Genomic DNA, 14,863 nt, shown 5'->3' with positions numbered 1-14,863 from the left:
ACCTCAGAAAAAAAACTTAGAATCTCAGAATCTTAGAACCTTAGTAACTTAAAAAAAAAAACCATGACCAAAATTATCACAATAACCATCTTATTTATCTGCAGCTTAATGTCTGCACAAAATGTAAAATTAACTGTTGCTGTTTCAGGTTTAAAAAATGATACAGGAGTTGTTAAAGTAGGATTATATAATTCAGACGGAACATTTCTTAAAGCAACTTACAAAAGTTTGGCGTCCGAAATTAAAAACAATAAAGCAGTTGTAACTTTTGATAATCTTCCTGCGGGAGAATATGCAATCTCAACGTATCATGATGAAAATAGCAACGGAAAGCTTGACAGAAATGCCATGGGAGCTCCATCGGAAGAATATGCAGCTTCAAACAATGCAAAAGGATTTATGGGACCTCCTTCGTATCAAGATGCTAAATTTAATGTCAGTAAAGATTCAAAAATTGAAATTGTATTCTAAAAAACAAATAACTAATCTATATAAACAAAACCATTAATAATTTATAAAATGAAAAAAATCATCACTTTAATCGCACTATTTGTAGTAGTAATAAGTTCAGCCCAGACACAATTTGAACAAGGAATGAATAAAGCATTCGGACTTTGGAAAGAAGGAAAAAATACAGAAGCTTCTGCTTTATTCGAAAGAATTGCGGCGGCTGAAAAAAACAGTTATCTGCCCAATTACTATGTAGCTTTGATCAATGCGACAGCTGTATTTACAGAAAAAGACAAAACTAAAATCGATTTATTATTGACAAAAGCGCAAGATGCATTAGATATCGAATTGATAAAGGATCAAGCCAATTCAGAATTGTATGTAATGCAAGCGTTAATTTATACAGGATACGTTGTAGCCGATCCAATGACAAACGGGATGAAATATTCTGGTAAAGTGATGGAAGCTTATGCAAAAGCAAAAGCGTTAGATCCAAACAATCCGAGAGCGGTTTTTGGTGAAGCAGATTACCAATTAGGAGGTGCAAAATGGACAGGAGTAGATACAAAACCTTTATGCGCGCAAGTTGATAAATCTATTGAACTTTTTAATACTTTTAAACCAGCTACACCTTATGCTCCAAAATGGGGATTGGATAGAGCTTTAGAAATTCAAAAAACTTGTAAATAATTCAATAGTTTATAAAACATTATGATATTAAAACCTAATTTGTTAAAAGCATGCTTAGTTGGAGGAATAGTATTTTTATTTTCTTTTCTAATTCGGTTCGTCTCTTTAGGAACAGCAGTTTTTACCAAGAATCTTTACATTTATTTCTTGTACTGCATGCTTTACAGTGTGGTTTTGTATATCGTAAACGTTGTTCTTTTTGAGTTTTTAGATAGGGTTTTTCGAGAAAATCCATATTCGCTAAAGAGAATTTTAATTGGTTTTGCAAGTTCGTTTTTAATATCGATGATTGTAATTGGAGTATTGCGTTTGTTTACAAGTGTAATAATCGAGAATAAAACAATTATAGGTTTTCTTGCCAATGAAAAAGCAGAAAATTATATCGAATCTGCGGTAATGACTTTTATTGTGCTTTTGTTTTTTCATGGACTTAATTTTTATAAACTCTATCAGGAAAATAAAGTAACGCAGCAGAAAATTATTGCAGGAACGGCAAATGCCAAATTCGAAAGCTTAAAAAATCAGATCGATCCGCATTTTCTTTTTAACAGCTTAAATGTTCTGAGTTCTTTAATAGAAGAAAACCCAGATAATGCGCAGCGTTTTACAACTTCTCTTTCTAAAATTTATAGATATGTTTTGGAACAAAAGGACAAAGAGTTGGTTTCGGTTGAAGACGAATTGTCATTTGCAAAAACCTATATGAATTTACTGAAAATGCGTTTCGAGAATAGTTTGTTTTACGAATTGCCAACAGAAAACATCAATCCAGAAGCCAAGGTGGTGCCACTTTCTTTACAGCTCTTGCTGGAGAATACTGTAAAACACAATGTTGTAAGTGAACAGAAACCGCTTCATATTAGAATTTTTATTGATAAAGATTATCTGGCGATTCAGAATGATCTTCAGAAAAAAGAAGTTTTGCAGGACAGGCAAGGTGTCGGATTGCAAAATATTGTAAACAGATACGGAATTATAACAGATAGAAAAGTGAAAGTTGATCAGGATGAGAAGAATTTCACTGTTAGAATTCCAATTTTAACCAAACAAATTGCGGTTATGGAAATGAGTGCAGAATATACAGACGAAGCAAAAGCTTACTATAGAGCCAAAAAACGAGTAGAAGAATTGAAAGGATTTTACGGAAACATAATTTCATATTGCTGTGTGATTCCGTTCTTGGTTTTTATTAATCTAAAATTTTCACCAGGATTTCAGTGGTTTTGGTTTTCAGCTTTAGGCTGGGGATTTGGAGTTGCAATGCATGCTTTTAAAGTTTTTGGATACAGCTCAGATTGGGAAGAAAGAAAAATTCGCGAGATTTTAGAGAAAGATAACAAACAAAAAACGTGGAAGTAATGGAAAATAATTTCACAGAAACAGTTCGTTATTATGATGCTCAGAAAAAAGTAAAAGAGATAAGAGTATTTTACGAGCATTTGACTGTATACGCTTTATGTAATCCAATTGTGGTTGTTGTAAATTATATGACTTCTCCAGAATACCTTTGGTGGATTTGGTCTGTAATGGGCTGGGGAATAGCCATAATCTTGCACGGGCTGAAAGTTTTTAGTCTTCCGCCTTTCTTTAATAAGAAATGGGAACAGAAAAAGATTCAGGAAATTCTAGAAAAAGAAAATAAACAACGATTAGAAAATAGTCATGGAAACAAATTTGAGTAACGATCAAGAAGAAGTTATCTTGAAAGATTTGGCAACAAAAAAAGTGATTCAGTTAAAATATTTTTACAAACACTTATTTGTTTATGCCATTGCAATGATCCTTTTTCTTTTAAAAGAATATACCAATCTGCCATTGCAATTTTTTCCGATAAAATATCTCAATTGGGTAGTTGTAATTATTTGGTCGGCTGTTATAGTGGGTTCTGCAATTGATTTGTTTGCATCGTATAAAATTTTCGGGCACGAATGGGAAGAACGAAAATTGAGAAGCATTTTAGAAAAAAAATATAAAAAACAAAAATGGGAATAATCATGGAAACGAATTTAAGCGAGGAAGAAAGATATATTCAGGCAAGAAAAAAAGTTGAAAACTTAAAAGGATTTTACGGAAATCTAGTTGCTTATATCTTGGTAAATGCAATTTTGATTTTTATAAATCTTTATACATCACCTCAATATCTATGGTTTTTTTGGCCATTATTATGGTGGGGAGTTGGAGTAGTTTTTCACGGATTAAAAGTATTTGAGGTTTTTCCAGGAATGGGTAAAGAATGGGAAGAAAGAAAAATCAGAGAGTTTATGGAGAAGGAAAAACAGAATAAAAACAAGTGGAAATAATTAAAATATAGTTATGGGACGTTTAAGAAGACAATTCTATGATGAATTAGGAAGAGAATATGAAAAGCATTATGGGAAAGAGTATAGTCAGGATGAAAATTATAATGCCGCTTATAGAAGAGTAAAAAAACTGAAAGGATTTTACTCACACCTTAAAGTTTACATTATTGTAAATATTATCATCATTGTATCCAGTTTAACCCGAGATAATTCTAATGAAGGATTGGACTTTAGCGGTTTGACGGAATGGCACACGTACTCTACTGCACTTTTCTGGGGAATTGGTTTACTAGCTCACGGATTATCTGTATTTGGTACTGATTGGTTTTTTGGATCAGATTGGGAGAAAAGAAAAATCCAAAAATACATGGAAAAAGATACCGCAAATAAAAATAAATGGGAGTAACTTTGACTTCATAATTTTTTCAAATTTCACATTATAGTAAATGATCACATTAATTATAGAAGACGAAAAACCAGCTGCGAGATTGTTGCAAAGAAAACTTGAAAAGTTAGATGTAACCGTAGAAACAATGCTTCACTCTGTTGAAGAATCGGTTCATTGGTTTGAAAATAATCCGCATCCAGATTTGATTTTTTTGGATATCCAGCTGTCTGATGGTTTATCATTTGAGATTTTTGAAAAAATAGATATCAAAAGCGCTATCATTTTTACAACTGCGTATGATGAGTACGCTTTAAAAGCTTTTAAATTAAATAGCATAGATTATCTTCTCAAACCTATTGATGAAGACGATCTAGAAACAGCGGTTTCAAAATATAAATCTCGCCTTCCAAAAACAGCAGAAACTTCAAATTTGCAATTGGACTTTGAGCAGATTCGACAGATGTTATCTAATCCTTTTGAAAAGACATACAAAAAGAGGTTTACGGTTAAAATTGGCCAGCATTTAAAAGTCATTACTACAGAAGAAATCGAATGTTTTTTTAGTGAAAACAAAGGAACTTACATTCATACCTATGACAATCGCGATTATTTGATCGATTCGACTTTGGAGATTTTAGAACAAGAACTCGATAAGAAGGATTTCTTTCGCGTAAGCAGAAAATTTATTGTTCCGTTAAAAGCAATTAAAGAAATTCAGGTTTATACTAATTCTCGACTTAAAGTGATTCTTCCAACTTATAAGGAAGATGAGGTCATTGTAAGCCGAGAAAAAGTACAAGATTTTAAGACTTGGTTGGGATAGAAGCGTTTACTAAAATTAAAGATTCAACAGATTTTAATTCAATAAAACCCCAGAGGGGTGAAATATTTATAGAATTACAATAAACAATTAAAATAAGCTCCGGAGGAGCGGCATATATTAAAACTGAAAAAAAATAAATGTGTCGCTCCGCTGGAGCTTTATACTGTAAACTTTTATCTTTTGCTATAAATATTTCGCTTCTCCGAAGCTCATAAAAAAGCTGTCCTTTTGAGACAGCTTTTTTATGTTTTAATATATTCTATTTTATTTGCTCAATCTATGCAATGTATACGTCATTGCACTCAAAAGGAAAAATGCCATAATCTGGTGAATTAATCCTAAAGCCAATGGCACGCTATATAATAAAGTGAAAACGCCCAATAAAAACTGAATGAAAACAAAAACGACTAAAGTTTTGATTCCGTTTGCTTGTGTATGTGTAAGCGTATATTTTTTGCTTTTGAAGAAAAGGAAAAGAATAATCGCGACTACTACATAAGCAAAAGTTCTGTGTACAAACTGAACACCACTTTTTCCTTCAATTAAGTTTTTTACTAAAGAAGATTGCTCAATAAAAACCGATTCGTGAATAAACTCTCCATCGCTCATTAAAGGCCAGTGATTGTGAATTAATCCTGCATTTAAACCTGCTACAAATCCGCCGTAAATGATTTGAATTAGAAGAGCAACCAATGCATAACGAGCAATATTTCTAAGCGGTAGAATTTTGTTGATATTTCTTTCCGGATAAATCAAATCAAGCGCAACCCAAAGTGTGTATGCGAAAGTAATGAATGCAAAAGTTAAGTGTAATGAAAGTCTGAAGTGGCTTACATCTGGATTGTCAATTAATCCGCTTCTTACCATAAACCAGCCTAAAAATCCTTGGAAAGCCCCCATTGCCAAAAGAACGATACATTTTTTAATCGTGTCTGTATCTAATTTCTTTTTGGCTAAAAAATAAACAAACGGAACAAAGAACACCAAACCAATAATACGACCTATAAAACGGTGAAACCATTCCCAGAAATAAATAAATTTATAATCAGCTAATTGGAAATCGTTGTGAATATTGATTTTTTGATACTCTGGAAATTTTTTGTACTCGTCAAATGCTGCCTGCCATTTGGCGTCTGTTAAAGGCGGAAAGGTATCGGTTACCAAATGCCAGTCGGTCATGGATAAACCTGAATTGGTTAAACGTGTAATTCCTCCCACGACAACCATTAAAAATAATAAAACACAGCCTGATAGTAACCAAATGATTACTGATTTATTCTCTTTTTTCATTTTATTAAATAATACTTATTTCTCAACTTTTTTTAAGCCCAATTTCTCCGCTCTTTTAATTACAAAATCATAAGCCGCCTGATATTCATTTGGAATAATACCTTCTAAAATAGCCTCTTTCACCGCTTCTTTTAAAACTCCTATTTCTCGTGAAGGTTTTAAATCGAATATTTCCATAATTTCTTCTCCAGTAATTGGCGGCTGAAAATTACGTACATGATCTCGTTCTTCTACTTCAACGATCTTCTTGCGTACGAGTTCGAAATTTTTATGATATTTCTTAAATTTTGATGGATTTTTGGTTGTGATATCTGCCTCACATAAAGTCATTAAGTTTTCAACATCTTCGCCAGCATCAAAAACCAAACGGCGAACCGCACTGTCAGTCACAATATCCTGAGCCAAAACAATCGGACGTGAACTCATAATAACCATTTTCTGTACAAATTTCATTTTATGGTTCAATGGCATGTGCAAACGTTCGAAGATTTTTTTAGCCATTTTTCCACCCAAGAATTCGTGTCCGTGAAAAGTCCAACCTTGTTTTTTAGTGAAACGTTTAGTGGGCGCTTTTCCAATATCGTGTAATAATGCCGACCAGCGTAACCAAACATCATCTGTGTTTGGACAAATATTGTCGACAACTTCCAGCGTATGGTAAAAATTGTTTTTATGCGTATGACCTTCAATTTCTTCAACCTGATTTAAAGCAGTTAATTCAGGTAAAATTAAATCTAGAAGTCCTGTTTTGTATAACAGTAAAAACCCTGTTGAAGGTTTATCCGTCATAAGAATTTTGTTTAACTCATCAACGATTCTTTCGCCAGAAATAATTTTAATCCGATCTGCATTTTTTGTAATTGCATTCAAAGAATTTTCTTCGATTTCGAAATTCAATTGCGTTGCAAAACGAATCGCACGAAGCATTCGCAAAGGATCATCAGAATAAGTAATATCTGGATCCAAAGGCGTTTTTATGGTTTTATTTTCTAAATCGGTTAAACCATCAAAAGGGTCTAAAAGATCTCCAAAATTGTTTTTATTTAAAGATAAAGCAAAAGCATTGATTGTAAAATCTCGACGGTTTTGATCATCCTGCAAAGTTCCGTTTTCCACAATCGGATTTCGGCTATCACGATTATATGATTCTTTTCGGGCGCCAACAAATTCAATATCCGTATCTTCAAAACGAAGCATGGCAGTTCCGTAAGTTTTAAAAACCTGAACTTTTGGTTTATTCGGAAGTAAATCGGAAACTTTAAGCGCTAATTCGATGCCGCTTCCAACAGCAACTACATCAATATCTTTTTTAGAACCTCGATTTAAAAGCAAATCACGAACAAATCCTCCTATCACATAAGAGTCGATTTTTAATTCCTGAGAAGCTTTCGAAATAACATCGAAGATTTTGTTTTGTAAAGTAGTTTTATAATTTGTTTGTATCGCCACGAATTCACTGATTTTTTGAGTAAAAGCATTATTTAATTCCAGTAGAAATAAAATGCATGCAAATTTACAACATAGAAAATGCCTATTATAATCTAGAGCTCACTTTTTTGAACAATTTCACATTTTGTAGCGTCGATTTTTATGAATTGGGAAAGGTTTGCCACGAATTGCACTCATTTCCACGAATTGTTTTTTTCTGCCACAGATTACAGGATTAAAAGGATTAAAAAAATCTGTGTGAATCTTTTTAATCTGTGGCTAAAAAAAATACAACAATAGAACAAATCAATTGTAAACGATAATTTTTAGAAATGCAATTTGTATTTTTGAATCACAGAAAAATGCACACATGAAAATTGTTATATCTCCAGCGAAATCACTGAATTTCGAAAAAGAATTACCAACATCTCAATATACAGAACCTTCGTTTTTAAAAGAAGCGCGAGTGGTTCATAAAGTAGTAAAAGAAAAAAAGCCTTCGGAATTGTCAGAATTAATGTCGATCTCAGACAAACTAGCCGATTTAAACTGGAAGAGAAATCAGGACTGGAAAACGCCTTTCACACCAGAAAATGCTCGTCCTGCGGTTTATACATTTGATGGTGACGTTTATACAGGATTGGATGCATATACAATTCCGTTAGAAAAATTAGATGTTTTACAAGATAAACTTCGAATTCTATCAGGTCTTTACGGTCTTTTGAAACCGCTTGATTTAATGCAGGCGTACCGTTTAGAAATGGGAACCAAAATGCCGGTTGGTGAATCTAAAAACCTTCACGAATTCTGGAAACCAACAGTAACTAAAGCGCTGAACAAAGAATTGAAAAAAGATGAATTATTCGTCAATTTAGCGAGCAATGAATATTTTTCGGCTGTTGATGTAAAAGCTTTAAAAGTGCCAGTAATTACTCCAGATTTTAAAGATTATAAAGACGGAAAACTAAAGATGATCAGTTTCTTTGCGAAAAAGGCGAGAGGTATGATGGTTCGTTATATTATCGATACTAATGCTGAAACTATTGATGATTTAAAAGGTTTTAATTACGATGGATATCAGTTTGATGCGAATCTTTCTAAAGGGAATCATTTAGTTTTTACAAGATGATTTTTAAAGATACTAAGGTTCTGAGAGGCTGAGGTTCTAAGTTTTTTTAACCGCACAAAGTTCGCAAAGTTTTTTATAATAAAGCTTTGCGAACTTTGCGTTTTTTGGCCTCTTAAAAATATAATCTTTGCGTCCTTTGCGGTTAAAATAAAAATAAAAAACAACGCCGAATTCAATTAAGAATTCGGCGTTTATGCGTATTATAAAATTATTATTATCATTAATGCATTGCGTCGGCTGCACTAATTTTGTTCTTCCCTTTTTTAATAAAGAGAATAATCGGTATGCAACATAAAAACATGATTCCGAGATACATGAAAATATCCATGTATGCCATTACAGTACTTTGCTTCATGACAGAATATTCAATAGCCTGATACGCTTTTTTCAAAGCAACATCTGCGCTATATCCTTTTGCCATGAACGCGTGCTGCATTCCTGCAATTCGCTGCTGTACTTCAAACTTGGCAGGATCTAGGTTATTAATTAAATCTACTCGGTGCGACTGGCTGAAACGTGTGATGAAAGTAGTAATGATCGCGATACCAAAAGACCCGCCTAACTGACGCATCATTCCTGTAAATGCTGCTCCTTCACCAATTTGTTTTCCTTTCAAAGTAGAAAGAGAAAGTGTTGTAATAGGTACGAAAAGTAGTCCTAAACCAATTCCTCTTAAAATTAAAGGCCAATACATATGTTCAACTCCTGTATCTGGTGTCATTCGGCTATACATCATAAAAGTAAAGAAGAAGAAAACTAAAAATCCTACTCCAACCATATAACCTTGCGGTACACCTTTCTGAATCATGTTACCTACAAAAGGCATCATAATTGCCGTTGTGATAGAACCTGGAATCAGTAATAAACCTGCATCAGTTGCTGTCCATCCTAAAATAGACTGTGTATAAATCGGAATGATTAATGTTGAACCATAAAGACCAAAACCAAGAATAAAACACATTATAGTTCCAATTCTAAGGTTACCATCTTTTAAAACGCTTAAGTTTACGATCGGATGTTTGTAGGTAAGCTCTCTCCAAATAAAAAGAACCAATCCTAAAACTGTCACAACACTTAAGGTTACAATAAGTGAATCATTAAACCAGTCGTCTTGCTGTCCGTGCTCTAATACGAATTGTAAAGAACCAATAAAGGCACTCAACAGAATGATTCCCCACCAGTCAACCTGATTGGCTTTTAGTTTTTCCCCATATTTCGGACTTCTGACAAATGTTAAAGCCAAAATAGTTGCAATAATTCCCAACGGAATATTGATATAGAAAATATAAGGCCAAGAATAATTATCTACTAAATATCCTCCCAAAGGCGGACCTAGAGTTGGACCAACAATTACACCCATACCGTAAATAGCCTGTGCCATTCCACGTTTTGCTACTGGGTAACTTTCTGTAATAATGGTTTGGGCTGTTACTAGTAAAGCTCCTCCACCCATACCTTGTACGAAACGGAAAGCTACAAGCTCCCAAATATTTGTGGCATTACCACACAAAAAAGAACAGACTGTAAATATTATAATGGAAGCCACAAAATAGTTACGTCTTCCAAATTGCTGCGATAGCCAGCTCGTCATCGGAATTACAATAACATTCGCAATAGCGTATGCTGTAATTACCCATGCCACATCGGTCAAGGTAGCACCAAGACTTCCGCGCATGTCAGTTAGCGCTACGTTTACAATCGTAGTATCTACAATTTCCAACAGTGCACAAAGTACTGCTGTAATCGTAATGACAACACGTCTGAAACCGTATTCTACTAAATCGTCATCTTGTACTGCTGTTGCCATTTATTTTATTTCAAATGTACATCTACATCAACATTCATTCCTGGTCTTAAAAGTTTTACTTTCTCAGGATCGTTTGATTCATCTATACTAATTTTTACTGGTAATCTCTGAATTGTTTTTACGAAGTTTCCTGTTGCGTTGTCAGGAGGTAACAATGAAAAACGAGATCCTGTAGCAGGTGAGAAAGAAGTTACAGTACCTTTAAACTCATAGTTTGGATACGCATCTACTTTTAAACTTACTTTTTGTCCCACAACCATTTTATTTAATTGTGTTTCTTTAAAGTTTGCTACAACCCAAGCTTCGTTGTTGTTAATGATGTAGAATAAAGATTGTCCCGGCTGTACTAATTGTCCCGGCTGAATATCAACTTTAGAAACCTGACCGTCAATAGCAGCTGTAACTACTGTATAGCTTAAGTTTAAATGCGCAACATCTAACATTGTTTTTGCTTTTTTGATGTTTGCTGCAGCAACTTCTGTTTGTTTGTCTGAAACTTTAGATTTTGACTGAATAACAGATTTTTGGAAAGAAGTCGCTTTTTGTTGTTGCTCTAAAACACGTACTTGGTTTTCAGCTTCTTCTTTTGCTGTTAAAGCCTGCTCATATTGTTGTTTTGTAATCGTATGAGTTTTGTACAAGTTGTTGTAACGGTTATAATCGTTTGTAAGCTGTCTCAATCTAATTCTTGCACTTTCGATAGAACCGCTTGCAGATCTCATTTGAGCATCTGAAACAGAAATACTTGCATAAGCACTTCCAATATCAGCTTTTGCAGCTTCGTATTGACCTTCAGCACCTAATAAAGCAGCATTAGCTTCATCAATCTTTAATTGATAATCTCTCTTGTCAATAGTAAATAAAGTATCTCCTTTTTTTACATAATCATTATCTTTCACATAAACTTTGCTGATATATCCTGAAACTCTCGGGATAATCGGGTTCATTTTTTTCTCGATTTGAGCATCATCCGTTTCTTCGTGAGCTTGACCGTGTAGGTATTTAGATATTCCGTAAGTTCCGCCTCCTAAAATCAGAACTGCAAGTATGATGATGAATTTTTTATTTGTTTTTTTCTTTTCCATGAGAGCTATCGATTATATTTTAGAAAGATTGAATGATTGTGATAATTGTCCTGATACTGAAAGTAATTCGTAATATTTTTGAATAATGGTTGCTTTAGATAAAGCAGTTTGAATTTTGGCATTTAAATGCTCTACATCTGCTTCTACTAAATCATTAGTGTCAGATAAACCATTGTCAAATTTATCTTTTACTAATCTGTAGTTTTCTGCTGCTTGCTGTAATGCTTCTTCATACACCACACTTTGATTAATTGCTAGGTCATAATCTTCAATAGATTTTTGAACCTCTACTTTAATGCGGTCTGTCATAATTGCTTCAGTGTTTTTTACCTCCAAAGCTCTGCTTTCTGCTTCTTTTACGTGAACATTATTTTTTAGAATTCCTGATAAATCATAAGATAATCCGATTCCAAAGTTCATCGCATATTTTACAGTTATAATATCTTTAAGGTCAAGCGCTGTATAGCCACCTAAAAGTGAAATTGAAGGATAGTAACCAGCTTTTGCAATTTTAACATTAGCCTCTGAAGCTTTACCTTGTAATCGTATTGCTTGTAAATCTTTTCTGCTTTCAAGTGCTACAGCATCAGATGCTATAGAATTGCTTGTTTTTAGACTAAAGAAATCCTCCTCGTTTACCTCAATTTTTACTGAAGGATCTAATTTCAATAAAGTAGTTAGATAAAAGTTGATATTATTGATGTTATTGTTAGCTTCATCAATTGACAATTGCGTTTTTGAAACTAATAATTGCGCTTTCAATAAATCATTTCTAGGAATGATTCCGTTTTTTTCTAATTCTGTAAAATCAGTAACACGCTGTTTTGCACTTTTTTGGTTTTCGTTTAAAACATCTAAAGTTTTTTGCGCTTTGTATAATGCTGTGTAATAAGTGATTGCTTTTAAAGCGACATCTTCTTTTGTTTTAGCTGCATTTGCGCTTTCTGCTTCATATAAGTTGTCGTATGCATCAATGCTGTTTTGAATTTTAAATCCAGCAAAAATAGGAAGACTTAAATTTGCCATTCCAAGCATTGCTCTGTCTGGCGATCCTAATTCAGCACTTTCGCCTTGATTGGGAAGATCAATCGATGCTTTTGTAAGACGCTGATATTGACCAGAAATTTTAAGATCTGGGTATTGATTGTTTTTTACGGATTTTAACTCGTATTTTTTTGTGTTTACCTTAGTATTGGCAAGTGTAACTTCGTTACTCTTTTCCCAAGCCATTTGTACGGCCTCGCCCAAGGTTAAACTTGTTTTTTCTTGTGCTTCTATTGAAGAGATTCCAATAAAGAAAACTCCAAAGAGCATTAATTGACTAATTTTCATAAACAAGTAGCGCTTTTATAGTTTGTTGAATGTGCTTTGTAAGATCGTTTTTAATGTAATTGTTAAACATTTCTTCGGTTTTTAAATCAAATATTTCTTCGAAGAAAGAGCGATTCATGTGAAAGTGAAAAAAGGTTCCGATAATTGTTGGTGTAATGAGCTGGATATTTACATCTTTTCTAAAAACCCCAAGAGCCTGGCCTTGCTTAATAATGCTTTCAACCGATTTTAAATTTCCTTTTTTGAGTTCAGTAAAAGCTTGAAGGCTTTTTTCTCTCTTTTTGTTATAAAGTTCAAAATGTAAAACCCTGTAAATCCCTTTGTTAAGGCAAATTCTGTTGATGTAAATTTCGATTAATTTATTGACTTTTTCAAGAGGTTCTATGTCTTCTTGTAATAAATTTTCGAGTTGTAGTTTTAAATCAACGGTCTTGTGAAATATAAGAGCTTCCAGTAGCCTTTCTTTCGAACCAAAATAATAAGAGACCATTGCAATGTTAATTTTGGCCTCTTTGGAGATATCCCGTATCGATGTACCTTCAAATCCTTTCTCAGAAAATAGCTTTTCCGCAACATTGAGAATCTGAATTTTTTTATCGTTCAATTCGATGTGTGACATGGTATTGTTTCTAATCGGATGCAAAATTAAACACTTGTTTAATTTAAACGCTTGTTTAATTTTATTTTAACACAATATTAACATAAAGCGTTTTCGATAATTTATGTTAAATCGTGCCTTAATTAGTTTAAAATAAAAAAGCTGAAACACCTTAGTATTTCAGCTTTTATCTAGTTTTTATGCTCTCAAATTATCTTTTGTAATTTCGATATGAGAGATAAAGAATAAAAAATCCAGCAATTAATCCAATATATAAAAGACTGCCTTCTTTCTGTTCGTATTCATTTTTATTAATTATAATCTTTCCATCTTTCTCAAGTTGAATTAGATTAATATTTATATTTTCATCTTTATTAGAATTTGCTTGATAATAGACTTTAACCTTGTCTCCAATATTTACTTTTTGCAGTAAATCATTATAGTTCTGTGACATCCTGTAAACCCCTAAATCTTTATCTAGATTTTTTAAAGATATAAAAAAGACATCTGATTTTTGTCCTTTACTTCCATAATGAATATTAATCCCTTTGTCGATTATTATACTTTCAAACTTATCTTGCTTTGATAAGTCAATATTTCTTTTTTCGTAACCTATATAAGCTAAAAAGAAAAATAATATAGAAAATAATCCCGCAGTAATTGAGTTTATCAGCTGTTTAGTTTTCTTAGTCATGAAAGATGTATTTATCGAATCTCTCCAACAAATTCTTCAATTTTTCCGCTTCCTTTTTCACTCAAATGTTTGATAAAGGCACTTCCAATAATAGCGCCTTTTGCATATTTAGTCGCTTGGTTGAAAGTTTCTTTATTCGAAATTCCGAAACCAACAATTTGTGGGTTTTTCAAATTCAGATTAGAGATTCTTTCAAAATAACTTTCCTGAACATCTCCAAATCCAGATTGAGAACCTGTAACGCTTGCAGAACTTACCATGTAGATAAATCCGTTTGAAACGCTGTCAATAAAGCGAATGCGTTCGTCTGAAGTTTGAGGCGTAATTAAGAAAACATTAATCAATCCGTATTTTTCAAAAATCGCTTTGTATTCATCAGCATAAACATCAACTGGAAGATCCGGAATAATTAAACCGTCAATTCCGATTTCAGCACATTTCTGGCAAAAAGCTTCAACTCCATATTGTAACATCGGATTAAAATATCCCATGATAATCAACGGAATTTTTACGCTTTCGCGGATATTCTTCAGCTGATCAAAAAGAATTTGAGTTGTCATTCCGTTATGAAGCGCCTTTGTCGAACTCGCTTGAATAGTTGGTCCGTCTGCTAAAGGATCGCTAAAAGGAAGTCCAATTTCAATTAAATCAACTCCGTTTTTTTCTAAATCCTGAATAATCTGCACAGTATCATTTAAATTCGGATATCCGGCAGAAAAATAGATCGAAAGGATCTTTTTATCTTCTTGTAATTTTTGAGTTATTCTGTTCATTTTTATATTTTTTCTCCTGCAAGGTTTTCAAAACCTTGTAGGTATGTTTATGTTTTCTTTTTTGCCAAAGATTAAA

At 33.0% G+C, this 14,863-nt stretch carries 17 protein-coding genes; 9 read left to right on the top strand and 8 right to left on the bottom strand.

What is annotated here, in order from left to right:
- Positions 1-63: 63 nt before the first annotated feature.
- From ACFO3N_RS08340 to ACFO3N_RS08305, 8 genes are read left to right on the top strand one after another with little or no spacing between them, the layout of a single operon-like run.
- Positions 64-471, top strand: a complete 408-nt coding sequence (locus ACFO3N_RS08340; protein ID WP_379796812.1) for a DUF2141 domain-containing protein — start codon at positions 64-66, stop codon at positions 469-471.
- Between the two features lie 48 nt (positions 472-519).
- Positions 520-1,140 carry a hypothetical protein gene (locus ACFO3N_RS08335; protein ID WP_095930994.1) on the top strand — a complete coding sequence of 207 codons (621 nt, stop codon included), beginning with the start codon at positions 520-522 and terminating at the stop codon, positions 1,138-1,140.
- Positions 1,141-1,161: 21 nt separating this feature from the next.
- Positions 1,162-2,499 carry a 2TM domain-containing protein gene (locus tag ACFO3N_RS08330; RefSeq protein ID WP_379796810.1) on the top strand — a complete coding sequence of 446 codons (1,338 nt, stop codon included), beginning with the start codon at positions 1,162-1,164 and terminating at the stop codon, positions 2,497-2,499.
- On the top strand, positions 2,499-2,822 hold the full coding sequence (locus tag ACFO3N_RS08325) for a 2TM domain-containing protein (protein WP_379796808.1): 324 nt from the start codon (positions 2,499-2,501) through the stop codon (positions 2,820-2,822). The genes ACFO3N_RS08330 and ACFO3N_RS08325 overlap by 1 nt, the downstream gene beginning before the upstream one ends.
- A complete protein-coding gene (locus ACFO3N_RS08320; RefSeq protein WP_379796806.1) occupies positions 2,803-3,132 on the top strand; it encodes a 2TM domain-containing protein in 330 nt (109 codons plus the stop codon). Before ACFO3N_RS08325 ends, ACFO3N_RS08320 begins: the two co-directional genes overlap by 20 nt.
- Before the next feature lie 2 nt (positions 3,133-3,134).
- Positions 3,135-3,440 carry a 2TM domain-containing protein gene (locus ACFO3N_RS08315; RefSeq protein WP_379796804.1) on the top strand — a complete coding sequence of 102 codons (306 nt, stop codon included), beginning with the start codon at positions 3,135-3,137 and terminating at the stop codon, positions 3,438-3,440.
- A gap of 13 nt (positions 3,441-3,453) precedes the next feature.
- Positions 3,454-3,846, top strand: coding sequence for a 2TM domain-containing protein (locus ACFO3N_RS08310; protein ID WP_379796802.1), 393 nt, complete (start codon positions 3,454-3,456; stop codon positions 3,844-3,846).
- Between the two features lie 40 nt (positions 3,847-3,886).
- Positions 3,887-4,651, top strand: a complete 765-nt coding sequence (locus tag ACFO3N_RS08305) for a LytR/AlgR family response regulator transcription factor (protein ID WP_379796800.1) — start codon at positions 3,887-3,889, stop codon at positions 4,649-4,651.
- 264 nt (positions 4,652-4,915) lie between these two features.
- On the opposite strand, the gene ACFO3N_RS08300 is transcribed toward ACFO3N_RS08305, so the two are convergent.
- Together ACFO3N_RS08300 and ACFO3N_RS08295 are read right to left on the bottom strand one after the other, a co-directional pair.
- On the bottom strand, positions 4,916-5,941 hold the full coding sequence (locus ACFO3N_RS08300) for a COX15/CtaA family protein (RefSeq protein WP_095930986.1): 1,026 nt from the start codon (positions 5,939-5,941) through the stop codon (positions 4,916-4,918).
- A gap of 15 nt (positions 5,942-5,956) precedes the next feature.
- Positions 5,957-7,390 (bottom strand): CCA tRNA nucleotidyltransferase, encoded by a 1,434-nt coding sequence (locus ACFO3N_RS08295; RefSeq protein WP_379796798.1) that lies wholly within the window; start codon positions 7,388-7,390, stop codon positions 5,957-5,959.
- 349 nt (positions 7,391-7,739) lie between these two features.
- Between ACFO3N_RS08295 and yaaA the strand changes: the two genes are divergently transcribed.
- Entirely contained in the window at positions 7,740-8,498 is a 759-nt protein-coding gene (gene yaaA / locus ACFO3N_RS08290; protein ID WP_379796796.1) for a peroxide stress protein YaaA, read from the top strand.
- 220 nt (positions 8,499-8,718) lie between these two features.
- Here the strand turns inward: yaaA and ACFO3N_RS08285 are convergent, their stop codons facing one another.
- The 6 genes from ACFO3N_RS08285 to trpA all read right to left on the bottom strand — a co-directional run bounded on the left by ACFO3N_RS08285 (position 8,719) and on the right by trpA (position 14,787).
- Positions 8,719-10,305 (bottom strand): MDR family MFS transporter, encoded by a 1,587-nt coding sequence (locus ACFO3N_RS08285; RefSeq protein WP_379796794.1) that lies wholly within the window; start codon positions 10,303-10,305, stop codon positions 8,719-8,721.
- Positions 10,306-10,310: 5 nt separating this feature from the next.
- The gene (locus tag ACFO3N_RS08280) at positions 10,311-11,390 is read right to left on the bottom strand and encodes an HlyD family secretion protein (RefSeq protein ID WP_379796792.1); all 1,080 of its coding nucleotides are present in this window, start codon (positions 11,388-11,390) and stop codon (positions 10,311-10,313) included.
- Positions 11,391-11,402: 12 nt separating this feature from the next.
- Positions 11,403-12,722 (bottom strand): TolC family protein, encoded by a 1,320-nt coding sequence (locus ACFO3N_RS08275; protein ID WP_379796790.1) that lies wholly within the window; start codon positions 12,720-12,722, stop codon positions 11,403-11,405.
- Complete coding sequence (locus ACFO3N_RS08270; protein WP_379796788.1) at positions 12,712-13,341, bottom strand: TetR/AcrR family transcriptional regulator; 630 nt, start codon at positions 13,339-13,341, stop codon at positions 12,712-12,714. The genes ACFO3N_RS08275 and ACFO3N_RS08270 overlap by 11 nt, the downstream gene beginning before the upstream one ends.
- 190 nt (positions 13,342-13,531) lie before the next feature.
- The gene (locus ACFO3N_RS08265) at positions 13,532-14,014 is read right to left on the bottom strand and encodes a hypothetical protein (RefSeq protein WP_379796786.1); all 483 of its coding nucleotides are present in this window, start codon (positions 14,012-14,014) and stop codon (positions 13,532-13,534) included.
- Between the two features lie 11 nt (positions 14,015-14,025).
- Entirely contained in the window at positions 14,026-14,787 is a 762-nt protein-coding gene (gene trpA / locus ACFO3N_RS08260) for a tryptophan synthase subunit alpha (RefSeq protein ID WP_379796784.1), read from the bottom strand.
- Between the last annotated feature and the right edge of the window lie 76 nt (positions 14,788-14,863).

The sequence above is a fragment of the Flavobacterium chungangensis genome (assembly GCF_042654045.1).
In the GTDB taxonomy this organism is placed as follows: Bacteria; Bacteroidota; Bacteroidia; order Flavobacteriales; family Flavobacteriaceae; genus Flavobacterium; species Flavobacterium chungangensis.
Note: the sequence above shows the minus strand (reverse complement) of the source record. Positions and strands in the feature narration are given on the sequence as shown.